21 protein-coding genes and 1 tRNA gene are annotated in these 25,029 nt (G+C 71.4%); 19 read left to right on the forward strand and 3 right to left on the reverse strand.

Translation table 11 applies throughout. The annotated features are described in order from the left end of the window. The first annotated feature begins 1 nt into the window (after nt 1). The 14 genes from hisI (at nt 2) to G7063_RS07310 (ending at nt 16,343) form a co-directional block, all read left to right on the forward strand. Entirely contained in the window at nt 2-385 is a 384-nt protein-coding gene (gene hisI / locus G7063_RS07245) for a phosphoribosyl-AMP cyclohydrolase (RefSeq protein WP_240916227.1), read from the forward strand. Next, a complete protein-coding gene (locus G7063_RS07250; protein ID WP_166413795.1) occupies nt 382-1,953 on the forward strand; it encodes an anthranilate synthase component I in 1,572 nt (523 codons plus the stop codon). The genes hisI and G7063_RS07250 overlap by 4 nt, the downstream gene beginning before the upstream one ends. Continuing rightward, nucleotides 1,946-2,596 (forward strand): Trp biosynthesis-associated membrane protein, encoded by a 651-nt coding sequence (locus G7063_RS07255; protein ID WP_166413796.1) that lies wholly within the window; start codon nt 1,946-1,948, stop codon nt 2,594-2,596. Before G7063_RS07250 ends, G7063_RS07255 begins: the two co-directional genes overlap by 8 nt. A 60-nt stretch (nt 2,597-2,656) precedes the next feature. Next, entirely contained in the window at nt 2,657-2,926 is a 270-nt protein-coding gene (locus G7063_RS07260) for an HGxxPAAW family protein (protein ID WP_166413797.1), read from the forward strand. Then, the gene (locus G7063_RS07265; RefSeq protein ID WP_166413798.1) at nt 2,923-3,444 is read left to right on the forward strand and encodes a DUF4190 domain-containing protein; all 522 of its coding nucleotides are present in this window, start codon (nt 2,923-2,925) and stop codon (nt 3,442-3,444) included. Before G7063_RS07260 ends, G7063_RS07265 begins: the two co-directional genes overlap by 4 nt. A gap of 154 nt (nt 3,445-3,598) precedes the next feature. Then, nucleotides 3,599-4,423 carry an indole-3-glycerol phosphate synthase TrpC gene (gene trpC, locus G7063_RS07270; protein WP_166413799.1) on the forward strand — a complete coding sequence of 275 codons (825 nt, stop codon included), beginning with the start codon at nt 3,599-3,601 and terminating at the stop codon, nt 4,421-4,423. A gap of 89 nt (nt 4,424-4,512) precedes the next feature. Then, nucleotides 4,513-5,757, forward strand: coding sequence for a tryptophan synthase subunit beta (gene trpB / locus G7063_RS07275; protein ID WP_166413800.1), 1,245 nt, complete (start codon nt 4,513-4,515; stop codon nt 5,755-5,757). Further along, complete coding sequence (trpA, locus tag G7063_RS07280) at nt 5,754-6,569, forward strand: tryptophan synthase subunit alpha (RefSeq protein ID WP_166413801.1); 816 nt, start codon at nt 5,754-5,756, stop codon at nt 6,567-6,569. Before trpB ends, trpA begins: the two co-directional genes overlap by 4 nt. Continuing rightward, nucleotides 6,566-7,585, forward strand: coding sequence for a prolipoprotein diacylglyceryl transferase (gene lgt, locus G7063_RS07285; protein ID WP_166413802.1), 1,020 nt, complete (start codon nt 6,566-6,568; stop codon nt 7,583-7,585). The genes trpA and lgt overlap by 4 nt, the downstream gene beginning before the upstream one ends. Nucleotides 7,586-7,762: 177 nt before the next feature. Beyond that, nucleotides 7,763-7,936: a hypothetical protein gene (locus G7063_RS07290; protein ID WP_166413803.1), complete on the forward strand. Its 174-nt coding sequence runs from the start codon at nt 7,763-7,765 to the stop codon at nt 7,934-7,936. A 142-nt stretch (nt 7,937-8,078) separates the two neighbouring features. Further along, the gene (gene gltB, locus G7063_RS07295; protein WP_166413804.1) at nt 8,079-12,677 is read left to right on the forward strand and encodes a glutamate synthase large subunit; all 4,599 of its coding nucleotides are present in this window, start codon (nt 8,079-8,081) and stop codon (nt 12,675-12,677) included. Beyond that, nucleotides 12,670-14,145, forward strand: coding sequence for a glutamate synthase subunit beta (locus G7063_RS07300; RefSeq protein WP_166413805.1), 1,476 nt, complete (start codon nt 12,670-12,672; stop codon nt 14,143-14,145). The genes gltB and G7063_RS07300 overlap by 8 nt, the downstream gene beginning before the upstream one ends. Nucleotides 14,146-14,285: 140 nt before the next feature. Next, complete coding sequence (gene pyk / locus G7063_RS07305) at nt 14,286-15,716, forward strand: pyruvate kinase (RefSeq protein ID WP_166413806.1); 1,431 nt, start codon at nt 14,286-14,288, stop codon at nt 15,714-15,716. A 147-nt stretch (nt 15,717-15,863) separates the two neighbouring features. Next, nucleotides 15,864-16,343: a CoA-binding protein gene (locus G7063_RS07310; protein WP_166413807.1), complete on the forward strand. Its 480-nt coding sequence runs from the start codon at nt 15,864-15,866 to the stop codon at nt 16,341-16,343. An 82-nt stretch (nt 16,344-16,425) separates the two neighbouring features. On the opposite strand, the gene G7063_RS07315 is transcribed toward G7063_RS07310, so the two are convergent. After that, nucleotides 16,426-16,499, reverse strand: a tRNA-Leu gene (locus G7063_RS07315). Nucleotides 16,500-16,628: 129 nt separating this feature from the next. On the opposite strand from G7063_RS07315, the gene G7063_RS07320 reads away from it, so the two are divergent. Together G7063_RS07320 and G7063_RS07325 are read left to right on the forward strand one after the other, a co-directional pair. Then, nucleotides 16,629-17,258: an ANTAR domain-containing response regulator gene (locus G7063_RS07320; RefSeq protein ID WP_240916260.1), complete on the forward strand. Its 630-nt coding sequence runs from the start codon at nt 16,629-16,631 to the stop codon at nt 17,256-17,258. 141 nt (nt 17,259-17,399) lie between these two features. Next, the gene (locus G7063_RS07325) at nt 17,400-18,119 is read left to right on the forward strand and encodes a GNAT family N-acetyltransferase (RefSeq protein WP_166413809.1); all 720 of its coding nucleotides are present in this window, start codon (nt 17,400-17,402) and stop codon (nt 18,117-18,119) included. Between the two features lie 89 nt (nt 18,120-18,208). On the opposite strand, the gene G7063_RS07330 is transcribed toward G7063_RS07325, so the two are convergent. Beyond that, a complete protein-coding gene (locus G7063_RS07330) occupies nt 18,209-18,649 on the reverse strand; it encodes a PaaI family thioesterase (protein ID WP_166413810.1) in 441 nt (146 codons plus the stop codon). On the opposite strand from G7063_RS07330, the gene polA reads away from it, so the two are divergent. After that, the gene (gene polA / locus G7063_RS07335) at nt 18,648-21,356 is read left to right on the forward strand and encodes a DNA polymerase I (RefSeq protein WP_166413811.1); all 2,709 of its coding nucleotides are present in this window, start codon (nt 18,648-18,650) and stop codon (nt 21,354-21,356) included. The two genes, G7063_RS07330 and polA, sit on opposite strands and share 2 nt — an antisense overlap. A 54-nt stretch (nt 21,357-21,410) precedes the next feature. On the opposite strand, the gene G7063_RS07340 is transcribed toward polA, so the two are convergent. After that, entirely contained in the window at nt 21,411-22,193 is a 783-nt protein-coding gene (locus G7063_RS07340) for a class I SAM-dependent methyltransferase (RefSeq protein WP_166413812.1), read from the reverse strand. Between the two features lie 160 nt (nt 22,194-22,353). Here G7063_RS07340 and G7063_RS07345 point away from each other — a divergent pair, with 160 nt between their 5' ends. Continuing rightward, nucleotides 22,354-23,379, forward strand: a complete 1,026-nt coding sequence (locus tag G7063_RS07345) for a 6-phosphofructokinase (RefSeq protein ID WP_166413813.1) — start codon at nt 22,354-22,356, stop codon at nt 23,377-23,379. A 177-nt stretch (nt 23,380-23,556) separates the two neighbouring features. Next, entirely contained in the window at nt 23,557-25,020 is a 1,464-nt protein-coding gene (gene rpsA / locus G7063_RS07350) for a 30S ribosomal protein S1 (RefSeq protein WP_166413814.1), read from the forward strand. The last annotated feature ends 9 nt before the right edge of the window (nt 25,021-25,029 follow it).

A 25,029-nucleotide genomic window follows, 5' to 3' on the forward strand; every position in this document is an offset into this window, starting at 1 on the left:
CGTGACCGACCAGAACGCTTCCGTACCTCAGCTCGACCTCGCCGTCGCGAGCCGCCTCAAGCGCGATGACGCGGGTCTCGTCGCCGCCATCGTCCAGCAGCACGACACGGGCGAGGTGCTCATGCTCGGCTGGATGGACGACGAGGCGCTGCGCCGCACGCTCAGGGAGGGCCGCGTGACGTTCTGGTCGCGCTCGCGCCAGGAGTACTGGCGCAAGGGCGACACGTCGGGCCACGTCCAGCACGTGCGTTCGGTCGCGCTCGACTGCGACGGCGACGCGCTGCTCGTGCGCGTCGACCAGGTCGGCGCCGCGTGCCACACGGGCGCACGTACGTGCTTCGAGGCCGGGGGCGACCTCGGCGCCGTCGTCGGGGGCGCCGCGTGAGCGCCGTCCGGGGCCCGGGCGAGCAGCTCGCGTGGGGCACGACCTGGCCCGCGCGCGAGGACTTCGTCGCGCTCGCCGCGGAGCACCACCGCGTCATCCCTGTCGTGCGACGCCTCCTCGTCGACGACGTCACACCCGTGTCGCTCTACCGCACCCTCGCGGAGGGCCGACCGGGCACGTTCATCATGGAGTCCGCCCCCATCGGCGGCGGCTGGTCGCGCTGGTCGTTCGTCGGTGTGCGCTCGCGCGCGACGCTCACCGTCGCGGGCGACGAGGCTCGCTGGATCGGCGACGTCCCCGACGGGGTGCCGACGCACGGTGACGTGCTCGACGTCCTCGGGCGGACGCTCGAGGTCCTCGCGACGCCACGGATCGAGGGCCTTCCTCCGTTCACGGGCGGGCTCGCGGGCTCGCTCGGCTGGGACGTCGTGCGTCACTGGGAGCCGACGCTCGTCCGGACGACGCCGACGGAGATCGACGTCCCGGAGGTCTCGCTGTGCCTGGCCTCGGACGTCGCGGCGGTCGACCACCTCACCGGCTCGGTGTGGCTCGTCGCGAACGCGATCAACTACGACGCGACGGACGAGCGGGTCGAGGAGGCGTACGCGGACGCGGTCGCACGGCTCGACGCGATGGAACGGCGGCTCGTCGAGGGCCGTGCCGCGGGCGCCGAGATTCCCGTCGCCCTCGGCGACGGGCCCGAGCCGCAGCTCGAGTTCCGCACTGCGCGTGCCGACTTCGAGGCCGCGGTCGACGCGGCGAAGGTCGCGATCGTCGACGGCGAGGTCTTCCAGGTGGTCCTCTCGCAGCGGCTCGACCTCGACTGCCCGGCGTCGCCGCTCGACGTCTACCGCACACTGCGCACGATCAACCCGAGCCCGTACATGTACTGCTTCGAGCTCACGGACGCGGACGGGGGCCGGTTCGCGGTCGTCGGATCGAGCCCGGAGACGCTCGTCAGCGTCCAGGACGGTCGCGTGACGACCTACCCCATCGCGGGCTCACGACCGCGCGGCGCGACACCCGAGGAGGACCTCGTGCTCGAGAAGGAGCTGCTCGCGGACCCCAAGGAGCGTTCGGAGCACGTCATGCTCGTCGATCTCTCGCGCAACGACCTCGTCAAGGTGTGCGAGCCGACGTCGGTCGAGGTCGTCGAGCTCATGGCGGTCCGGCGCTTCAGCCACATCATGCACATCTGCTCGACGGTCGTCGGTCGCCTGCGCGAGGGCGCGACGGCCCTGCAGGCGTTCATGGCGACGTTCCCGGCCGGTACCCTCTCGGGCGCTCCCAAGCCGCGCGCGATCGCGCTCATCGACGAGCTCGAGCCGGCGGCGCGCGGCGTCTACGGCGGCTGCGTCGGCTACCTCGACCTCGCGGGCAACATGGACATGGCGATCGCGATCCGTACGGCCGTCGTGCGCGACGGCCGCGCGAGCGTGCAGGCGGGCGCGGGGATCGTCGCGGACTCGGTCCCGGCGACGGAGTACGAGGAGACGCGGTCGAAGGCGGCCGCCGCCGTCCGCGCGGTCCAGCTCGCGTCGCGTCTCGTGCCGGTGCGTCGTGGCTGAGCGCGTGCGTGGTGCGTCGCGGCGCACGACGGTGCTGGCGTCGGTTCTGCTCGGCACCGGCCTCCTCGCGGTGTCGGCCCCGGTGTGGGTGTCGGCGGTAGGAACGAGTGCGCTGTCGTCGTCGGTCGCGGTGACGGTGACGGGTGGGACGGCTGCACCGGGCGTGCAGGCTGCGGGCCTCGTGCTGCTCGCTGCGGCCGCCGCGTCACTGCTCGTCGGACGCCTGGGCGGCTGGGTCGTCGCGGGTGTCGTCGCGCTGGGCGGCGTCGTCGCGCTCGCCTCGTCGCTCCCGGTGCTCTTGTCACCGGCAGGTGTCGCGCGTGCGGCCGCGTCGAGCGCCACGGGGGTCGACGTCCTCGTCGGGGAGCCGCAGGTCGCCGCGGTCGCGTGGGCGGCGCCGTCGCTCGGCGCGCTCGCGCTCGTGCTCGCGGCGGCTGCGGCTGCCGGCACGCGCGACTGGCGCACGGGCTCGCGTCGCCACGAGCGCGGCACCCCGTCTCGCGAGACGGTCCCCGCCGTCGCGGGGAACGCCCCGGACCTCGCAGATCTCTGGGACGCGCCCGAGGACGACGGGCACGAGGCTGACGCCTCTGAGGACGATGGGCACGAGGCCGCCGACGGGTCGACGCACTCCCGTCCGTGAGCATGCGCGATCGGCGCGGACGCGACGACGGGGCGGCCGTCCGCGCGCTACCCTGTGCCCATGGCTGACAACAACTCGTCGGGTGCCTCCGAGCACCTGTACCTCCCCCCGGCGCCGCCGAACGACAACCACGGCCACACGACCGCGTCGTGGACCCTCGTCGTGCTCGTGCTCCTCGGCGTCCTCGTCGCGGCCGGCGGCGTCCTCGTCTCCAAGCCCGCGATCTTCTGGGTCGGTCTCGGCGTCATCGCGCTCGGCATCGTCGTCGGCAAGGTGCTCCAGGTCCTCGGCCACGGTCAGAAGTCCGAGATCGAGCGGGCTCGCGCGTGACGTCGTCTGGCTGGTCCGGCGGGGACACCTCGAGCAGCGGGTCGCTGCCTGACCCGTACAGCACGCCGTCCTCCTCGGGCCTCCAGCCCGACGGCCAGCAGCAGCCGTACGGACAGCAGCCGTACGGCCAGCAGCAGCCCTACGGCCAGCCTGCATATGGTCAGCAGCCGTACGGCCAGCCCGCCTACGGCCAGCCTTACATGGCGACCTCCAGCCAGGAGAAGAACTCCCTCGGGACGACCGCACTCATCCTCGGGATCATCTCCTTCGTCGTCGGCGGACTGCTCACGTCGATCCCCGCCATCATCGTGGGGGTGAAGTCCCGTCGGGCCGCAGCAGAGGGTCGTGCGGACAACGGGAACGTCGGGACGGTCGGGATGTGGCTCGGCATCGTCGCGACCGTCCTCTTCGTCCTCGGCATCGCCTTCTTTGCCGTCCTCATCGTCCTGGCGCTCCAGGGTGACGGCGACCTGAGCGGGTTCTTCGAGTCGCTGGACGCCGGCTACACGACGTCCTGACGCCGAGCCATCCCGCCACGCGCGGCCGCCGGACCACGGTGGCCGCGCGTCGGCGTTCCACGGGGACGGTGGTTCCCGGCAGGCGGACGGTGGCGTGGACCACTCCCGTCCGGCCCTACGATGGGGCCATCATCCGCCGAGGGAAGGGGTCGACATGTCGGACGGACGGACCGTGCTCGACGACATCGTCGCGGGCGTCCGGGAGGACCTCGCCGCTCGTGAGGCGCTGACGACGCTCGACCAGCTCAAGGAGCGCGCGGCGCGCCAGCCGGGCGCGATCGACTGCGTGCCTCGCCTGCGGCTCGAGGACGGTGTCGCGGTCATCAGCGAGGTCAAGCGTTCGAGCCCGTCGAAGGGCGCGCTCGCACAGATCTCCGACCCCGCGGCCCTCGCCGCGGAGTACGAGGCCGGCGGCGCGTCGGCTATCTCGGTGCTCACCGAGGAGCGACGCTTCAAGGGCACGCTCGCCGACCTCGCTGCGGTGCGCGCGAAGGTCGATGTCCCGGTGCTGCGCAAGGACTTTGTCGTCACGCCCTACCAGGTGTGGGAGGCCCGGGCGTACGGTGCCGACATGGTGCTGCTCATCGTCGCGGCGCTCGAGCAGACGGTTCTCGAGTCGCTCACGGAGCGCATCCACTCGCTCGGCATGACCGCGCTCGTCGAGGTCCACGACGCCGACGAGGTCGCGCGTGCCGCCGACGCGGGCGCCCGCGTCATCGGCGTCAACGCCCGCAACCTCAAGACCCTCGAGGTCGACCGCGACACGTTCGCTCGTGTCGTTCCGTCGATCCCCGACGGCATCGTCCGCATCGCCGAGTCCGGTGTGCGGGGCCCGCACGACGTCGTCGACTACGCCCGTGCCGGCGCGGACGCGGTCCTCGTCGGTGAGGCGCTCGTCACCGACGCGTCGCCGCGCTCGTCGGTCGCGGCTCTCGTCGCCGCAGGCACGCACCCGTCGGTGCGCGCGCTGCGTCACTGATCTTCCGTCCCGGCGCCGCGCCGGAACGGCTCGGCACGCACCTGTGCCGCGCGGCCACGGCCGCACCCGCCCTGGAGGAAGGAACCGACGTGCCCCCGTCGCTGCAGAACCTGCCCGGCCCGTACTTCGGGGAGTTCGGCGGCCGATGGGTGCCCGAGGCCCTCGTCGCGGCGCTCGACGAGCTGAGTGCCGCGTACGCGGAGGCGAAGGTCGACCCGGCCTTCCAGGCCGAGCTCACGGAGCTGCACCGCAGCTACTCGGGCCGTCCGTCGATCCTCACCGAGGTGCCGCGGTTCGCTGCGCACGCGGGCGGCGTCCGGATCGTCCTCAAGCGCGAGGACCTCAACCACACGGGCTCGCACAAGATCAACAACGTCCTCGGCCAGGCGCTCCTCACCAAGCGCATCGGCAAGACGCGGATCATCGCGGAGACGGGCGCGGGCCAGCACGGTGTCGCCTCGGCGACCGCAGCCGCGCTGTTCGACCTCGAGTGCGTCGTCTACATGGGCGAGGAGGACACGCGTCGGCAGGCTCTCAACGTCGCCCGCATGAAGCTCCTCGGCGCGACCGTCATCCCGGTGACGTCGGGCTCACGGACCCTCAAGGACGCGATCAACGAGGCGCTCCGCGACTGGGTGACGAACGTCGAGTCGACGAACTACCTCTTCGGCACGGCCGCAGGCCCGCACCCGTTCCCCGAGCTCGTGCGCGACTTCCAGCGGATCATCGGCGTCGAGGCGCGCGAGCAGATGCTCGCGCTCACCGGCCGCCTGCCCGACGCGGTGCTCGCGTGCGTCGGTGGCGGCTCGAACGCGATCGGCATCTTTGACGCGTTCCTCGACGACGCGGACGTGCGGCTCCTCGGCCTCGAGGCCGGAGGCGACGGCGTCGAGACCGGACGGCACGCCTCGTCGATCACGGGCGGCGTCCCGGGCGTGCTCCACGGAGCGCGGTCCTACCTGCTGCAGGACGAGGACGGCCAGACGAAGGAGTCCCACTCGATCTCCGCGGGCCTCGACTACCCGGGCGTCGGCCCGGAGCACTCCTACCTCGCGAGCATCGGACGGGCCCAGTACGAGCCCGTGACGGACGCGGAGGCGATGGAGGCGCTGCGGCTGCTCTCGCAGACGGAGGGCATCATCCCCGCGATCGAGTCGGCGCACGCGCTCGCCGGGGCGCTTCGCCTCGGCCGTGAGCTCGCGGCTCAGGGGAGGCAGGACGCGATCCTCCTCGTCAACCTGTCCGGCCGCGGCGACAAGGACGTGGCGACGGCGGCACGGTGGTTCGACCTCGTCGACGCCGGCGCCGACCTCACCGAAGGAGGGGCGCAGTGAGCGCGACCGCACGACGTATCGCCGAGCTCCGCGCCGAGGGTCGCCCTGCGCTCATCGGCTACCTGCCCGTCGGGTTCCCCGACGTCGAGGGCTCGCTCCGGGCCGCCCGTGCGCTGGTCGAGGCAGGCGCCGACATCCTCGAGATCGGCGTGCCGTACTCGGACCCCGTCATGGACGGCAGCACGATCCAGGCGGCCGCGACGCGCGCGCTCGAGGGTGGCGTCCGACTCACCGACGTCTTCCGTGTCGTCGAGGGTCTCGCAGATCTGGGTGCCCCGACGCTCGTCATGACGTACTTCAACCCGGTGCTCCGCTACGGGGTCGAGCGCTTCGCCTCCGACCTCGCCTCGGCGGGTGGTGCGGGCCTCATCACGCCTGACCTCATTCCTGACGAGGCGTCGGAGTGGATCTCTGCCGCGGACGCGCACGGCCTCGACAAGGTGTTCCTCGTCGCCCCGAGCTCGACCGACGAGCGACTCGTCGAGACGGCGGCCGCGTCGCGCGGCTTCGTCTACGCCGCGTCGACCATGGGCGTGACGGGTGAGCGCGCGACCGTCGGGCCCCGGGCCGCCGAGCTCGTCGCGCGCACACGTGCCGCGGGCGCGGAGAACGTCTGCGTCGGCCTCGGCGTCTCGCGCGCCGAGCAGGCCGCAGAGGTCGGCGCGTACGCCGACGGCGTCATCGTCGGGTCGGCGTTCGTGCGCCCGCTCCTCGAGGCGACGTCGATCGACGAGGGCATCGCCGCGATGTCGGCGGTCGCCCGCTCGATCGCGGGCGGCGTGCGCTCCGCGCGCACGGGCGGTACGGCATGACGCTCGCCGGGACGCTCGTCGCGTCGATCCCCTCACCGTCCCGCGGCGTCTGGCACCTCGGGCCGCTCCCGCTGCGCGCGTACGCGCTCGCGATCATCCTCGGCATCGTCGTCGCGACGTGGCTGACGATGCGCCGCTGGAAGGAGCGCGGGGGAGACCCCGACCAGGTCCTCGACATCGTCATGTGGGCGGTGCCGTTCGGCATCGTCGGCGGGCGCATCTATCACGTCATCAGCTCGCCGGACGCCTACTGGGGTCCGGGTGGTGACCCGATCTCGGCGCTCTACATCTGGAACGGCGGCCTCGGCATCTGGGGCGCGATCGCGCTCGGCGCGGTCGGCGCGTACATCGGCTGCCGGCGCGCGGGCGTGTCGTTCGCGGTGTTCGCCGACGCGGTCGCGCCAGGTCTGCTCGTCGCGCAGGCGATCGGTCGTGTCGGGAACTGGTTCAACCAGGAGCTCTTCGGCGCGGTGACGACGCTCCCGTGGGGCCTCGAGATCGATCCCGCGATCTCCGGGTACCCGGCGGGCACGCTCTTCCACCCGACGTTCCTCTACGAGCTTCTGTGGAACCTCGCGGCAGCCGCGCTTCTGCTCTGGCTCGACCGGCGGTTCCGGCTCGGCCACGGGCGCGTCTTCTGGCTGTACGTCGTCACGTACACGCTCGGACGCGTGTGGATCGAGATGCTCCGCATCGACGATGCCGAGCTCGTGCTCGGTCTGCGCCTCAACGTGTGGACGTCGCTCGCGCTGTTCCTCCTGGGCGCGATCGCTTTCGTCGTCGTGGGCCGGCGCACCCCGGGCCGCGAGGACGGGGTCCTCACTGCCCGCGGCCGGGCGGCTGATGCTGCGACCGCCGAGGCCGAAGCGTCCGATCCTGAGGCGTCCGACGCCGAGGCGTCCGACGACGCTGTCGCGACCGACGAGACGTCCGAGGGAACAGAGCCCTCCGACGCCGCCGACGAGTCGTCGGTGTCGGGTGCCGACGACAGCTCCGGCACCTCCCGCGACGTCTGACGCACGGCAGGGGGTCGTAAACCCGTCAGGGGTCACGCCCCCGTCACCCGCGGACCTCCTCCTCTTGTCCTCAGGGTCAAGGGAGTGTAATATGGGCCACCGCGGGCCGATGTCGTCCTACAACTCCAGTTCCCGGCGTTGCGCCCTGCCGCAGCACGAACCTCGAGGACGGTCCTCATGAGCCTCTCGCCGAGCAGCACCCCCGCAGCACGCCTGCGCGCGCGTCGTGCTTTCGCCGGGCTCGAGCCGGTCCGCATCGACGTCCTGCCGGTGCATGAGGTCCCGGACGCCAAGGAGACCCGTCGCGCCCAGGTCGACGACAACCGGGGCGCCGACTTCGGGCTTCCGTGAGCGCCTGACGTCCACCTCCCGTCGCGCCTGACCCGCCCTCGTCGAGGGTGCGGTCGCTGCGTCGGCGGGTCGTGGGCGACCGTGCTCACCCATCAGCTCCGCGGCCCGGCACGTGCCGGCCGCGTCCCCGAGGACGGATCCCATGTCCCTGTCGTCGTCGACCCCGCCGACCCCTGAGACCTCCCAGGTCCCGAGCCCGTGGCGCACCGGTGCCCCGGCCGCCACGGGCCTCTACGACCCCCTGCGCGAGCATGACGCGTGCGGCGTCGCGTTCGTCGCGACCCTGCGTGGCACGCCCGGCCGCGACATCGTCGACGCGGGTCTCACGGCCCTGCTCAACCTTGACCACCGCGGCGCCGTCGGCGCCGAGGAGGACTCGGGTGACGGCGCCGGCATCCTCACGCAGGTTCCCGACGCGTTCCTGCGCGCCGTCGTCGGCGTCGAGCTGCCCCGCACGGGGGCGTACGCGGTCGGCCTCGGCTTCCTGCCTCAGGACGCCTCCGAGGCCGACGCCGTGGCGCGCGGCATCGAGGCGATCGCCGCCGAGGAGGGCCTCGAGGTCCTCGCGTGGCGCGACGTGCCGGTGACCGCGGACCTCGTGGGTCCGACGGCGCGCGCGTCGATGCCGACGTTCCGCCAGCTGTTCGTCGCGGACCCTGAGCGGGAGCTCGAGGGCATCGCGCTCGACCGCCGGACGTTCCGGCTGCGCAAGCGTGCCGAGAACGAGCTCGGTGTGTTCTTCGCGTCGCTCTCGGCCCGCACGCTCACGTACAAGGGCATGCTCACGACGGGCCAGCTCGCGCCGTTCTTCCCGGACCTCGCGGACCCGCGCTTCGCGAGCAGCATCGCGCTCGTCCACTCGCGCTTCTCGACGAACACCTTCCCGTCGTGGCCGCTCGCCCAGCCGATGCGCCTCGTCGCGCACAACGGCGAGATCAACACGGTGCGGGGCAACCGCAACTGGATGGCTGCGCGCCAGGGCACGCTCTCCTCGGACGTGCTCGGCGACCTCGCGCCGCTCATGCCGGTGTGCTCGCCCGGGGCGAGCGACTCGGCGAGCCTCGACGAGGTGCTCGAGCTGCTCCACCTCGGCGGCCGCTCGCTGCCGCACGCGGTCATGATGATGGTGCCCGAGGCCTGGGAGAACAACGTCGGCATGGACCCCGCGCGCCGGGCGTTCTACGACTTCCACGCCAACCTCATGGAGGCCTGGGACGGCCCCGCGAACCTCTCGTTCACGGACGGCACGCTCGTTGGCGCGGTCCTCGACCGCAACGGGCTGCGTCCGGGCCGTTTCTGGGTGACTGACGACGGGCTCGTCGTGCTCGCCTCTGAGTCTGGCGTGCTCGAGCTCGACCCGGCGACGGTCGTCCGCAAGGGCCGCCTCGAGCCGGGCCGCATGTTCCTCGTCGACACGGCCGAGGGTCGCATCGTCGAGGACGACGAGATCAAGGCAGGGCTCGCCGCGCAGGCGCCGTACGCGAGCTGGATCGCGGAGAACGAGGTCTTCCTCGACCAGCTGCCGGAGCGCGAGCACATCGCGCACTCGCCGGCGTCGGTGCTGCGCAGGCAACGTGCCTTCGGGTTCACCCAGGAAGAGGTCCGGGTCATCCTCGGCCCCATGGGGGCCACGGGCGGAGAGCCGCTCGGCGCGATGGGCTCCGACACCCCGGTCGCTGTGCTCTCGGCGCGTCCGCGCCTCGTCTTCGACTATTTCACGCAGATGTTCGCCCAGGTGACGAACCCGCCGCTCGACGCGATCCGCGAGGAGCTCGTCACGTCGATCGCGGGAGCGATCGGCCCCGAGCCGAACCTTCTCGTCGAGATCCCGGAGCATGCGCGCAAGCTCATCCTGCCGTTCCCGGTCATCGACAACGACCAGCTCGCCAAGATCGTCCGCATCGACCGCGACCCGCGCCTGCGGGGCGTATTCAAGGCCGAGCGTGTGCGCGGCCTCTACCGTGTCGACGGCGGGGGAGAGGCCCTCGAGGCTCGGCTCGAGGAGATCTTCGAGCAGGTCGACGACGCGATCGAGGCGGGCGCGAGCTTCATCGTGCTCTCGGACCGCGACGCGAACCACCACATGGCGGCGATCCCGTCGCTCCTGCTGACGTCGGCAGTTCACCACCACCTGCTGCGTCGGCACACGCGCACGCAGGTCTCGCTCGTCGTCGAGGCCGGTGACGTGCGCGAGGTGCACCACGTCGCGCTGCACATCGGCTACGGCGCGGCTGCGGTCAACCCGTACCTCGCGATGGAGACCGTCGAGCGGCTCGCGGAGGAGGGCCTCATCGAGGTCGACCCCGCGACGGCGGTGAAGAACGTCATCAAGGCGCTCGGCAAAGGCGTTCTCAAGGTCATGAGCAAGATGGGCATCTCGACGATCCAGTCGTACCGGGGCGCTCAGACCTTCGAGGCTGTCGGGCTCTCCCAGGAGCTCGTCGACCGCTACTTCGCGGGCACGACGTCCCGCCTGGGCGGCGTGGGCCTCGACGTGCTCGCGGAGGAGGTCGCGGCACGTCACCGTGCGGCCTATCCGGCCTCGGGCAACCACCCGCCGCACGAGGACCTCGAGACCGGCGGCGAGTACCAGTGGCGTCGTGACGGCGAGGAGCACCTCTTCGACCCGGAGACGGTGTTCCGGCTGCAGCACTCGACGCGGACGCGGCAGATGGACGTCTTCCGCGAGTACACGCGGCGCATCGACGACCAGTCGGAGCGGCTGCTCACGCTGCGTGGCCTGCTCACGTTCGCGCCGGACCGCGAGGCGGTCCCGCTCGAGGAGGTCGAGCCCGTGAGCGAGATCGTCAAGCGGTTCAACACCGGTGCGATGTCCTACGGCTCGATCTCGGCGGAGACCCACGAGACGCTCGCGATCGCGATGAACACGCTCGGCGGGCGCTCGAACACGGGCGAGGGCGGCGAGGACCCGGAGCGTCTGCACGACCCGCTGCGCCGCAGCAAGGTCAAGCAGATCGCCTCGGGCCGCTTCGGCGTCACCTCGGAGTACCTGACGTTCGCCGACGACATCCAGATCAAGCTCGCGCAGGGCGCCAAGCCCGGCGAGGGAGGTCAGCTCCCGGGGCACAAGGTGTACCCGTGGGTCGCGCGGACACGTCACTCGACGCCTGGCGTCGGGCTCATCTCGCCGCCGCCGCACCACGACATCTACTCGATCGAGGACCTCGCGCAGCTCATCCACGACGCGAAGAACGCCAACCCGGCGGCGCGCATCCACGTGAAGCTCGTCTCGGAGTTCGGTGTCGGCACGGTCGCGGCGGGCGTCGCGAAGGCTCACTCGGACGTCGTCCTCATCTCGGGCCACGACGGCGGCACGGGCGCGAGCCCGCTGACGTCGCTCAAGCACGCGGGCACGCCGTGGGAGGTCGGGCTCGCTGAGACGCAGCAGACGCTCGTCCTCAACAACCTGCGTGACCGCATCACGGTGCAGGTCGACGGTCAGCTCAAGACGGGGCGCGACGTCGTCGTCGCCGCGCTCCTGGGCGCCGAGGAGTACGGCTTCGCGACGGCCCCCATGGTCGTCTCGGGCTGCATCATGATGCGCGTCTGCCACCTCGACACGTGCCCGGTGGGCGTCGCGACGCAGAACCCGGAGCTCCGTGCGCGCTTCTCGGGCAGGCCCGAGTTCGTCGTGACGTTCTTCGAGTTCCTCGCTGCCGAGGTGCGCGAGCACCTTGCGGCGCTCGGCTTCCGCTCGCTCGACGAGGCAATCGGCCAGGTCCAGGTCCTCGACGCCCGCCGGGCGGTCGACCACTGGAAGGCGTCGGGCCTCGACCTCGCGCCCGTGCTCGAGAGGCCGCAGCCGCTCGAGGGCGCGTCGCTGCGTCGGACGCAGGCACAGGACCACGGCCTCGAGCACGCGCTCGACAACGAGCTCGTGCGCCTCGCGGCGCCCGCGCTCGAGCGTGGCGAGAAGGTCCGCATCGATGCGCGGGTCCGCAACGTCAACCGGACGATCGGCACGATGCTCGGCCACGAGGTGACGCGTCGGTACAAGGGGGAGGGGCTGCCCGACGACACGATCGAGGTGACCCTCACGGGCTCGGCCGGCCAGTCGCTCGGTGCGTTCCTGCCGCGTGGCGTGACGCTGCGCCTGTGGGGCGACGCGAACGACTACGTCGGCAAGGGCCTCTCGGGCGGCCGCATCGCGGTCCGCCCGGACGCAGCCTCGCGGCTCGAGGGCTCGGCCGACGTCATCGCCGGCAACGTCATCGGCTACGGCGCGACGTCAGGGTCGATCTTCCTGCGCGGTCTCGTGGGCGAGCGGTTCGCGGTGCGCAACTCGGGGGCGTCGCTCGTCACCGAGGGCGTGGGCGACCACGCGTGCGAGTACATGACGGGTGGCACGGTCCTCGTGCTCGGCCCGACGGGCCGCAACTTCGGCGCCGGCATGTCGGGCGGCACCGCCTACGTGCTCGACCTGCGTCCCGGCTCCGTCAACAAGGCGGCCCTCGCCGGTCGTGAGCTCGCGCTCACGGCGCTCGACGACGCTGACCTGCTCGTCGTCGCCGACCTGCTCGAGCAGCACCTCGCCGAGACCGGCTCGCCGGTCGCCGCCGAGCTGCTTGCCGACCTTCCCGCGGCCCGCGCCCGTCTGACGCGCGTGCTGCCGACCGAGTACGCCCGGGTGCGCGACGCCCTGGCGAAGGCCGAGTCCGACGGGCTCGACCCGGGCGCTCCTGGCGTCTGGGAGAACATCCTGGAGGTGGCTCGTGGCTGACCCGCGTGGTTTTCTCAAGGTCCGGGAGCGGGAGCTCCCGGCGGACCGTGCCGTGGCCGTGCGGCTCATGGACTGGCGCGAGGTGCACGAGTACCGCGCCAGCAACCCGGACGACCAGCAGATGCTGCGCCGGCAGGCGGGGCGCTGCATGGACTGCGGCGTGCCGTTCTGCCACCAGGGCTGCCCGCTGGGCAACCTCGTCCCGGAGTGGAACGACCTCGTGCGACGCGGTCGGTACCAGGAGGCGGCGGAGCGCCTGCACGCGACGAACAACTTCCCGGAGTTCACGGGGCGCATCTGCCCGGCCCCGTGCGAGTCGGCCTGCGTCCTCGGCATCAACCAGGACCCGGTGACGATTAAGTCGGTCGAGGTCTCGATCATCGACGAGGCGTTCGCGCGCGGCTTCGTGCAGCCGGTCGTGCCGCAGCGGCTCACCGGCCACACGGTCGCGGTCGTCGGCTCGGGCCCTGCGGGCCTCGCGGCGGCGCAGCAGCTGACGCGTGCGGGACACACGGTCGTCGTCCTCGAGCGGGACGACGAGCCGGGCGGCCTGCTGCGCTACGGCGTGCCGGACTTCAAGCTCGAGAAGGTCCACGTCGAGCGGCGCATCGAGCAGATGAAGGCCGAGGGCACGCGCTTCCGGTGCGGCGTCGAGGTCGGGACCGACATCACGTGGGACGAGCTGCACGCGCGGTACGACGCGGTCGTCGTCGCGACGGGCGCGACCGTCCCGCGCGACCTGGGCGTCCCGGGCGCGCAGCTCACGGGCGTCCATGCCGCGATGGAGTACCTCCACCAGGGCAACGAGGCGGCGGCGGGCCGTTCGGTGCCGAACCAGATCACGGCGACGGGCAAGCACGTCATCGTCATCGGCGGAGGCGACACGGGCTCGGACTGCGTGGGCACGGCGCTGCGCCAGGGTGCGGCGTACGTGACGACGCTCGCGATCGGCAAGCAGCCTCCCACGGCGCGCCCCGAGCACCAGCCGTGGCCGACGACGCCGACGCTCTTCGAGGTGTCGTCCTCCCACGCCGAGGGTGGTGAGCGGTCGTACCTCGCGTCGACCGTCGAGCTCCAGGGCGACCCGCACGGCAACGTCACGGGGCTCGTCGTCGCGACGACCGAGTACCTTGCAGACGGCCGCCGCGTGCCGACCGCCGGCACGGAGCGGATCATCCCGGCGGACCTCGTGCTCGTCGCGATGGGCTTCACCGGGCCGGAGACCGCCGCGCTGAGCGGGCAGACGGGTGTCGATCTCACGGGTCGTGGGCTCGTCGCGCGCGGTGACGACTACGCGACGAGCGTGCCTGGCGTGTTCGTCGCGGGCGACGCGGGACGTGGTCAGTCGCTCGTCGTCTGGGCGATCGCGGAGGGCCGCGCGGCGGCCGCCTCGGTCGACGCCTTCCTCCAGGGATCGACAGAGCTTCCGTCCCCCGTCAAGGCCTCGAACACCTCGCTGCGAGCCTGACACGGTCGGCCCCGGGCATGTGTCCGGGGCCGGCGTGCGCCAGGTTCCTCAGCCCCTGTGCGCACCGCCCACATGTCGGGACCGTCCCGACCGCCAGACGTCCTACAACCAACCTCCCCACGTGAACTAGGCTTGGAGCCATGCGCAGAGCGAAGATTGTTTGCACCATCGGTCCCGCGACCGCCTCCGCGGACCAGATCCAGAACCTCGTCGACGCCGGCATGGACGTCGCCCGAATCAACAGGAGCCACGGAGCTCCGGACGAGCACGAGCTCGTCTACCACAACGTGCGGGCCGCTGCGGCGTCCGCGAACCGCCCCGTCGCGGTGCTCGTCGATCTCCAGGGCCCCAAGATCCGTCTCGGCAAGTTCGAGAAGGACGAGAAGTACTGGCTCGAAGAGGGCGACATCTTCACGATCACGACGGACGACGTCGTGGGCACCAAGGAGCTCGTCTCGACGACCCACAAGGGCCTTCCGGGCGACGCCCGTGTCGGCGACCCGATGCTCATCGACGACGGCCGTGTCCTCGTCCGCATCATCGAGGTCGAGGGCCCGCGTGTCGTCACGCGTGTCGAGGTCGCTGGTCCCGTCTCCAACAACAAGGGCATCAACCTGCCCGGCGTCGCCGTCTCCGTCCCCGCCATGTCCGAGAAGGACGAGGAGGACCTCCGCTGGGCGATCCGCCTCGGTGCCGACATCATCGCCCTGTCGTTCGTCCGCAACGCGGCCGACTACAACGACGTGCGTCGCATCATGGAGGAGGAGGGTCGCATCCTCCCCGTCATCGCCAAGGTCGAGAAGCCGCAGGCGGTCGACAACCTCGAGGAGATCGTCGACGCGTTCGACGGCATCATGGTCGCCCGTGGCGACCTGGGCGTCGAGCTCCCGCTCGAGCAGGTCCCGCTCGTCCAGAAGCGCGCTGTCGAGCTCGCCCGCCGCAACGCGAAGCCGGTCATCGTCGCGACGCAGGTCCTCGAGTCGATGATCTCGGCGCCGCGTCCGACGCGTGCCGAGGCCTCCGACTGCGCGAACGCCGTCCTCGACGGTGCTGACGCGGTCATGCTCTCGGGCGAGACGTCGGTCGGCGACTACCCGATCGAGGCCGTGCGCACGATGGCCCGCATCATCGAGTCGACCGAGGAGCACGGCCGGGAGCGCATCGCGCCCCTCGGCTCGACGCCTCACACGCGCGGTGGCGCCATCACGCGTGCCGCTGCCGAGATCGGTGAGCGCGTGGGCGTGAAGTACCTCGCGACGTTCACGCAGTCGGGTGACTCGGCGCGTCGTATGTCGCGCCTGCGCTCGTCGATCCCGCTCATCGCGTTCACGCCCGACGCGTCGGTCCGCAACGTCCTCGCGCTCAGCTGGGGCGTGCAGGCCGAGCTCGTCGACCAGGTGGCGAACACCGACGCGATGGTGCAGCTCGTCGACCAGACGCTCCGCTCGAAGGAGCTCGTCGAGGACGGCGAGTACGTCGTCGTCGTCTCGGGCGCCCCGGTCGGCGTCATCGGTTCGACGAACAACATCACGGTCCACAAGATCGGTGAGTCGACGGGCCGCATCGCCTGACGCACCGCACTGACGACGAAGGCCCCGGACCTCACGGTCCGGGGCCTTCGTCGTCCTGCCTGCACCGCGCGGTCGGGACCTCGGTCACTTTCGGGCGTTCCGGACTGCGCCTAGCGTGACGTCGTCGGACGAGGTGAGGAGAAGGACATGGCGCGGACGAGCGAGTTTGACGAGGCAGGTGCACGGTTCCTCGCGGCCGGGCGCATCGCGGTGACGGGCGTGTCACGCACGCCGGGCTCGCACGGCGGCAACGCCGTGTACGTCGGGCTGCGCAAGGCGGGGTTCGACGTCGTCCCGATCAACCCGGCTGCGACCGAGGTCGAGGGGGACCCTGCGTATCCCGACCTGGCTGCGGTGCCCGGCGGGGTGGCGGCCGTCGTCGTGGCGACCGCGCCCTCGCAGGTGGCGGCCACCGTCGATCAGGCTGTCCGCCTCGGCGTCGGATACCTGTGGATGCACAGGACGATCGATGCGGGCAGCGTCGACGAGGCGGCGGCGGCCCGTGCGCGGGAGGCGGGCATCGAGGTGCTCGTCGGGGGCTGCCCGCTCATGCACCGCGATGCTGGGGACCGGGGCCACCGGGTGATGTGTGGCGTTCTCCGCGTGCTGGGGCGCGTGCCGCGCTGAGCGACGGTCCCGTCCCGTGGACGGCTCACGACCCGGCCACCTGAGGCGGCCGGGCCGTGCCGGCGCCGACGGGCGCCGCGGGTGCCCCGAGTGGGATTCGAACCCACACTGGATCGGGTTTGAGCCGAACGCCTCTGCCGGTTGGGCTATCGGGGCCGGGACGGGCGCCCCAGCATATCGCCCGCAACGTGGTGCGACGCACCTTGTGGTCCTGCGCCGCTGCGGAGCGCGACCACGTAGGATGTGGGCGTGACCGAGAACGAGAAGAGCCCCGAGAAGATCGAGCTGGACCTGCCGCCCCTCCTCGAGCCGGAGGCGGAGAAGCCGGCCGCTGCCGGTCGTGTCCGTCGTGCGGTCGTGGCGGAGGACGAGGCGCTCATCCGCATGGACGTCGTCGAGACGCTCCGCGAGGCGGGCTTCGACGTCGTCGGTGAGGCGGGTGACGGTGAGACCGCGGTCGCGCTCGCGATCGAGCACAAGCCGGACGTCGTCGTCATGGACGTGAAGATGCCCGAGCTCGACGGCATCTCGGCAGCCGAGCGGATCGCGAAGGCGCACGCTGCGCCGGTCGTGCTGCTCACGGCCTTCTCGCAGACGGAGCTCGTCGAGCGGGCGCGTGACGCAGGCGCGATGGCGTACGTCGTCAAGCCGTTCAGCCCTGCTGACCTGCTTCCGGCCGTCGAGATCGCGATCTCGCGCTACACGCAGATCTCGGCGCTCCAGGACGAGGTCGCAGACCTGCAGGAGCGCTTCGAGACGCGCAAGCACGTCGACCGTGCCAAGGGTCTGCTCATGACGAAGATGGGTCTGTCGGAGCCGGAGTCGTTCCGCTGGATCCAGAAGACGTCGATGGACCGTCGTCTCACGATGCGTGAGGTCGCGGACGCTGTCATCGACCAGGTCGGCAAGGACTGACAACGTGACGAGGGGCCCGGCGTGAAGCCGGGCCTCTCGCATGTTGTGACCTGACCGTGACCTGAGTACATTCGGTTGCGCGCCCCCGTCCGGGTCGCGCGTCATGGGTCAAGCAGGGGACTCGATGAAGGAGGTGCGTCGATGGTGAGGGCTTCGATCGACGTACGGCATGCGGTGGCCGAGGATCTCCTCGAGGTCGCGGGCCTCTGCCTGACAGCGCGCGACGAGTCGTCGACACCGACGCAGCTGTGCTCGTCGGACGCGGAACGCGTCCGGAGCCAGATCGGGGTGCTGCTCTCGGTCCCCGGGGGGCGGGTGCTCGTGGCCCGGCAGGACGGCGAGGCCGTCGGCTTCCTCCTCGGTCGGATCGTCGAGGCGAACATCTACCACGACTCGCCCGTGCTCTACGTCGAGGCCCTGTTCGTCGCCCCGGCCTTCCGCAGGCGCGGCGCTGGGCACGCGCTCATGGGCGTCGCTGCGGAGATCGCGGTCGAGGTCGGGGCGGACGAGGTCTACTCGGTCCCGCTGCCAGGATCCCGCGGCGTGCAGCGCTTCCTCCTGCGGCTCGGGTTCGCGCCGGCTGCCGCGCACCGCGTCGTGCAGACGGCCACGCTCCTCCGTCGGCTCGAGGGCGAGCCTGCGGCGCGCCGTGGGTCGCGCGGTCTCGAGGACCTCATCGCTCGCCGGCGCAAGGCGCGCATCGAGACGCACTCGGGTCCCGTGGACCTGCGTGAGCTCCAGGCGCGGCTGCGTGCGGAGCGGACGGGGCTCGGCTCCCCGTCGACGCCCGGCGTGGGCGTGCCCCTAGTCGACGGCGGCGTCGACACGCGGACCCGTCGCCGTCTGACCTCCGCGGGCTGAGCCTCGCGGCTGCGGCCGTCGGCCCCGTGCCCCGCGCTGCGGCGCGGGACGCGACCGCCACGGCAGCCGCGTCGGCGCTGCCGGTCCTGTCAGCGCTCGTCGAGGATCATGCACGTGAGCCGTGCCGTGCAGACGCGCCGCTCGGCGTCGTCGTGGACCGTGATCTCGTAGCTCGCGAGCGTGCGGCCCAGGTGGATCGCGGTCGCGACGGCCGTGACCGTCCCCGTCCGGACGCCCTTGTGGTGGGTCGCGTTGAGGTCGAGCCCGACGACACCCTTGCCGCGACCGGCGTGGGCGATCGCGGCGTAGGAGGCGAGGGTCTCGGCGAGCGCGGCGGACGCACCGCCGTGGAGGAGGCCAGCGGGCTGCGTGTTGCCCTCGACGGGCATGGTTGCGACGGCGCGCTCGGCGGTGAGCTCGAGGATCTCGATCCCCATCCGCTCGATGAGCGTGCCGTGCGTCGAGCGCACGACCTGCTCGCGCTGCGCGTCGGTGAGGGGGGTGCGGACGTCCGGGTGAGTGTCGGTCATGGGAGATAGGTTGTCAGGTGTGACGGACAACGTGCGACCCCGCCTCCTGCTCATCGACGGACACTCCATGGCGTTCCGCGCGTTCTTCGCGCTGCCCGCGGACAAGTTCACGACGACGGGGGGCCAGCACACCAACGCGGTGCACGGCTTCGTGTCGATGCTCGCGAACCTCATCAAGAACGAGCAGCCGACGCACGTCGCCGTGGCGTTCGACGCGGGCTCGACGACGTTTCGCACCGAGCGCTTCCCGGAGTACAAGGGCGGGCGCGACGCGACGCCGGAGCCGTTCAAGGGCCAGGTGCCGCTCATCCGCGAGGTGCTCGACGCGCTGCGGATCACTCACTACGAGCGCGAGATGATCGAGGCCGACGACATCCTCGCGACGTGGTCGTTCGAGGCAGGCCGGCGCGGCTGGGACGTCCTCGTGTGCTCGGGGGACCGCGACTCGCTGCAGTTCGTCACGGACACGGTGACTGTCCTCTACCCGGTCAAGGGCGTCTCGGAGCTCGCGCGTATGACTCCCGAGGCCGTCGAGGCCAAGTACGGTGTGCGCCCCGAGCGCTACCCGGACCTTGCGGCGCTCGTGGGAGAGTCCGCGGACAACATCCCTGGCGTGCCGAAGGTCGGCCCGAAGACGGCCGCGAAGTGGATCACGCAGTATGGCGACCTCGAGGGCGTGCTCGCGCACGCGGACGAGATCACGGGTGTCGCGGGCCAGAACCTGCGCGACCACCTCGACCAGGTGCGCCTCAACCGGGAGCTCAACCACCTGCTCACGGACCTCGACCTGCCGTACGCTCCCGAGGACCTCGAGGCCAGGCCGTGGGACCGCGAGGCGATGCACACGATCTTCGACGCGCTCCAGTTCCGGACGCTGCGCGACCGTCTGCTCGCGATGATGCCGGCGGAGGAGCGTGGCGACGACGTCGCGGCAGGGCCCGAGACCGAGGTCGAGGACCTTGCGGCGGGTGCGCTCGGCGCGTGGCTCGCCGCGCGGGCGGGGCAGCGGCTCGGGCTCGAGGTGCGGGGACGCGCTGTCCCGGGCTCGGGCGACGCGGACCTGCTCGCGCTCGGCGACGCGGCCGGAGCGGCGGTCGTCGTCGACCTCACGACGATCGACCCGGCCGACGACGCGGCGCTCGGTGCGTGGCTCGGGGACGCGGACGAGCCCAAGGTCGTCCACGGCGGCAAGGCGCGCTGGCACGAGCTTGCGGGCCGGGGGTACGCGCTGCTCGGCGTCACGCTGGACACGGAACTTGCGGCGTACCTGTGCCACCCGGACCAGCGGACGTTCGACCTCGAGGACCTCGCGATCCGCTCGCTGCACCGTGAGATCGGAGCGGCGGCTGGAGGCGGCACGCAGGGCGCGCTCGACCTCGACCTCGAGGGTGACGGCGGGGAGGGTGCGGTGCTCGCGGAGCGTGCGTCGGTCCTCGTGCCGCTTGGTGAGGCGCTCGCCGACGACCTCGCGGACCGCAACGCAACGAAGCTGCTCGGGATGCTCGAGCTGCCCCTCGCGGACGTCCTCGCGCTCATGGAGGACACGGGCGTCGCGGTCGACGTCGACCTGCTCCGCGAGCTCGACGCGGAGTTCGGCGAGCAGGCTCGGCACGCGGCTGAGGAGGCCTACGCGGTCATCGGCCGCGAGGTGAACCTCGGTTCTCCCAAGCAGCTCCAGGAGGTCCTCTTCGACCAGCTGGACATGCCGCGGACCAAGAAGATCAAGACGGGCTACACGACGGACGCGGCAGCGCTCACCGAGCTCTTCGCGAAGACGCAGCACCCGTTCCTCGAGCACCTGCTCGCGCACCGTGACGTGACCAAGCTCCGCCAGACGGTGGAGACGCTCCTGCGGTACGTCGCACCGGACGGACGCATCCGCACGACGTTCCAGCAGACGGTCGCCGCCACGGGCCGTCTGAGCTCCGCGGACCCCAACCTCCAGAACATCCCGATCCGCACGGCGGCCGGGCGACGGATCCGTCGCGCCTTCGTCGTGGGAGAGGGCTACGAGACGCTCCTCACGGCGGACTACTCCCAGATCGAGATGCGCATCATGGCGCACCTCTCGGGCGACGAGGGGCTCATCGAGGCCTTCCGCTCGGGGGAGGACCTCCACAACTACGTCGCCTCGCGCGTCTTCGGTGTCGCGACGACGGACGTGAGCCCCGCGCAGCGCTCGAAGATCAAGGCGATGAGCTACGGCCTCGCGTACGGACTCTCGGCGTTCGGCCTCTCGAAGCAGCTCAGCATCGAGGTCGGCGAGGCACAGGCACTCATGGACGACTATTTCACGCGCTTCGGCGGCGTGCGGACGTACCTCCACGAGGTCGTCGAGACTGCGCGTGCGACGGGCTACACCGAGACCATCCTCGGCCGCCGCCGCTACCTGCCGGACCTCACGAGCGACAACCGGCAGCGCCGCGAGATCGCGGAGCGGGTCGCGCTCAACTCTCCGATCCAGGGCTCGGCGGCGGACATCATCAAGATCGCGATGCTCGAGGTCCGCAAGGAGCTCGAGGCCCGGGGACTCGGCTCGCGACTGCTGCTCCAGGTGCACGACGAGCTCGTGCTCGAGGTCGCCCCGGGCGAGCTCGCCGAGGTCGAGGCGCTCCTTCGTGCCGCGATGGGCGGTGCGGCGAAGCTCTCGGTGCCGCTCGAGGTCTCGGTGGGCACGGGGCCGAACTGGCACGACGCGGGTCACTGATCCGAGCCGTCGGCGCGCCCGCGCCTCCGCACGGCGCCTTGGGGCGCCGTGCGGTCAGCGGCGTCGCGTCACGAAGATCGCGGTGCCGGGCAGCACGCGGCCGCGCACGGGGCTCCAGCCGCCCCACGCGCGGTCGTGGCCCTCGGGCCACTCGGGCTCGACGACGTCGAGGATCTCGAGGCCCGCAGCGACGACGTCCCGCACGTGGTCGCCGAGCGTGCGGTGGTACTCGACGTACGTGACGCGTCCGGCGTCGTCGCGCTCGGCGTACGGCGTCCGGTCGAAGTACGACGACGTCGCGGTGAGACCTCGCTCCGAGGGATCGTCGGGGAACGCCCAGCGGATCGGGTGCGTGACGGAGAAGACCCAGCGGCCTCCGGGCCGCAGGACGCGCGCGGCCTCGGCGTGCACGGTGCGGGCGTCGGGCACGAACGGGATCGCGCCGTAGGCCGTGAAGACAGCGTCGAAGCTTGCGTCGGCGAACGGCAGGGCCCGGGCGTCGGCCTGGACGAGAGGGGGCGTGCCGGGCAGCGCACGCCGGGCGGCGAGCATGCCCCCCGAGATGTCGGTCGCGACCGCGCGGGCCCCGTGGGCACGGAGCCAGCGCGAGCACTGGGCGGCGCCGGCCCCGATCTCGAGGACGTCCGCGCCGACGACCTCGCCGAGCAGCCGCGCCTCGGCCTCACGGAGCCCCTCGGGGCACCAGCAGAAGTCGTCGTCGCCGAGGAACGTCCCGTGCTCGTCGAGGTACTCCGCGGCGTTCTCGTCCCACCAGCCCCGACCCGCAGGCCCGGCCGACTCGGGCGGGACGTCCTGATACCCGGCACGCTGCTGCATCCCGCCATCGTCCCACGGTGCGGGACACGGGCGCGGCAAGGACCTTCGGCGCCGGAGATCGGTCTCCACCGTGGGTAATGTGGGAGGCACGAACGGCGTGAGGACGCGACCCGGCGCCCCGCCGGTCGTGCCCGCGCACAACGCGAGGGAGTTTGCTCTGATGCGCATCGGCCTTCTCACGGGTGGCGGCGACTGCCCCGGCCTCAACGCTGCGATCCGCGCGATCGTCAAGCAGGGGCTCGGAGAGTACGGGCACCAGATCATCGGCTTCCGCAACGGGTGGAAGGGCGTCGTCGACGGCGACATCCAGCCCCTCGAGCGCCAGCACATCCGCAACGTCCTCTCGATGGGCGGCACGCTGCTCTCGACCGCGCGGTTCCACCCGCGTGAGGAGGACGGCTCGATGGACGCGGTCCTCCAGACGCTCGAGGCCGAGAACATCGAGGCGCTCATCTGCATCGGTGGCGACGGCACGCTGCACGCGGCCAGCAAGGTCGCCGAGGCCGGGGTGAAGATCGTCGCGATCCCCAAGACGATCGACAACGACGTCGCGGGCACGGACCTCTCGATCGGCTTCCACACCGCGGTGAACATCGCGACGGAGGCGATCGACCGGATCCACACGACCGCCGAGTCGCACAACCGCGTCATGGTCGTCGAGGTCATGGGACGCCACGCTGGCTGGATCGCCGTGAACTCCGGCATCGCCGGCGGCGCGGAGATCGTCCTGGCTCCCGAGGAGCCGTTCGACATGGACCGCGTCGTGAAGTTCCTCCAGCACCGCCACAAGGCGCACGCGAACTTCTCGATCGTCGTCGTCGCCGAGGGTGCGCACGCCAAGCCCGGCTCGTCGATGGAGTACGAGGTCCAGCTCGGCAAGTACGGCGAGATCGTCGCCGGCGCGATCGGCGAGCGCGTCGCCGCCGAGATCCAGGCCCGGACGGGCTTCGACACGCGACTCACGGTGCTCGGGCACGTCCAGCGCGGCGGCACGCCCACCCCGACGGACCGCATCCTCGGCTCGCGCTTCGGCGTCGCTGCCGTCGACGCGATCACGGCGGGGGAGACGAACGTCATGACGGCGCTCCAGGGTGAGGAGGTCGTGCTCGTGCCGCTCCCGGAGATCGCCGGCCGCGTCAAGCAGGTTCCCGAGGACCTCCTTCGCGTGGCGCGCGTCCTCGCCTGATCTACCTCGGAGCCCCTCCCGACGCCGTCGGGAGGGGCTCCGTCGCGCTCCGGGAGAGATGGTAGGGTTGACGAGGTCTCTCGTGGGTGAGCCATGTCCTCCGTGAGGAGCGACGGGTTCGCGGGAGATCCACAACCATCCGTACTACTTCCTGTCCGCATCGGAGCACCTGACTCAATGACCACCCCCACCACCAAGCAGATCGCTGTCAACGACATCGGTTCTGCCGAGGACTTCCTCGCCGCCGTCGACGCCACCATCAAGTACTTCAACGATGGCGACATCGTCGAGGGCATCATCGTCAAGGTCGACCGTGACGAGGTCCTTCTCGACATCGGCTACAAGACCGAGGGCGTCATCCCCTCCCGCGAGCTTTCGATCAAGCACGACGTCGACCCGGGCGAGGTCGTCCAGGTCGGTGACGCTGTCGAGGCTCTCGTCCTCCAGAAGGAGGACAAGGAGGGTCGCCTCATCCTGTCCAAGAAGCGCGCCCAGTACGAGCGCGCGTGGGGCACGATCGAGAAGGTCAAGGAGGAGGACGGCGTCGTCACCGGTACCGTCATCGAGGTCGTCAAGGGTGGACTCATCCTCGACATCGGCCTCCGTGGCTTCCTCCCGGCGTCGCTCGTCGAGATGCGTCGCGTCCGCGACCTCCAGCCGTACGTCGGCAAGGAGATCGAGGCGAAGATCATCGAGCTCGACAAGAACCGCAATAACGTCGTCCTCTCGCGCCGTGCCTGGCTCGAGCAGACGCAGTCCGAGGTTCGCTCGACCTTCCTGCAGACGCTGCAGAAGGGCCAGGTCCGCCCCGGTGTCGTCTCGTCGATCGTCAACTTCGGTGCGTTCGTCGACCTCGGTGGCGTCGACGGTCTCGTCCACGTCTCCGAGCTCTCGTGGAAGCACATCGACCACCCGTCCGAGGTCGTCGAGGTCGGTCAGGAGGTCACCGTCGAGGTTCTCGACGTCGACTTCGACCGCGAGCGTGTCTCGCTGTCGCTCAAGGCGACGCAGGAGGACCCGTGGCAGGCGTTCGCCCGGACGCACGCCATCGGCCAGGTCGTCCCGGGTAAGGTCACCAAGCTCGTCCCGTTCGGTGCGTTCGTGCGCGTCGAGGACGGCATCGAGGGCCTCGTCCACATCTCCGAGCTTGCTCAGCGCCACGTCGAGCTCCCGGAGCAGGTCGTCCAGGTCGGCGACTCCGCGTTCGTCAAGGTCATCGACATCGACCTCGAGCGTCGCCGCATCTCGCTCTCGCTCAAGCAGGCCAACGAGGGTGTGGACCCGGAGTCCGAGGACTTCGACCCCGCGCTCTACGGCATGGCTGCCGACTACGACGAGCAGGGCAACTACAAGTTCCCCGAGGGCTTCGACCCCGAGACGCAGGAGTGGCTCGAGGGCTTCGAGGCGCAGCGTGAGACCTGGGAGGCGCAGTACGCCCAGGCCCACGAGCGCTGGGAGGCTCACCGCAAGCAGGTTGCCGACGCGATCACGGCTGACGCCGAGGCCGCGGCCGGTGGCTCCAGCTCGTCCGAGTCGGCACCGTCGACCTACTCCTCGGCTCCGGCCCAGGACGAGGCTGCGGGCACGCTCGCGTCCGACGAGGCTCTCGCCGCTCTGCGCGAGAAGCTCACGGGCAACTGATCGAGCACC

The organism is Sanguibacter sp. HDW7, assembly GCF_011300875.1.
GTDB lineage: Bacteria > Actinomycetota > Actinomycetes > Actinomycetales > Cellulomonadaceae > Flavimobilis.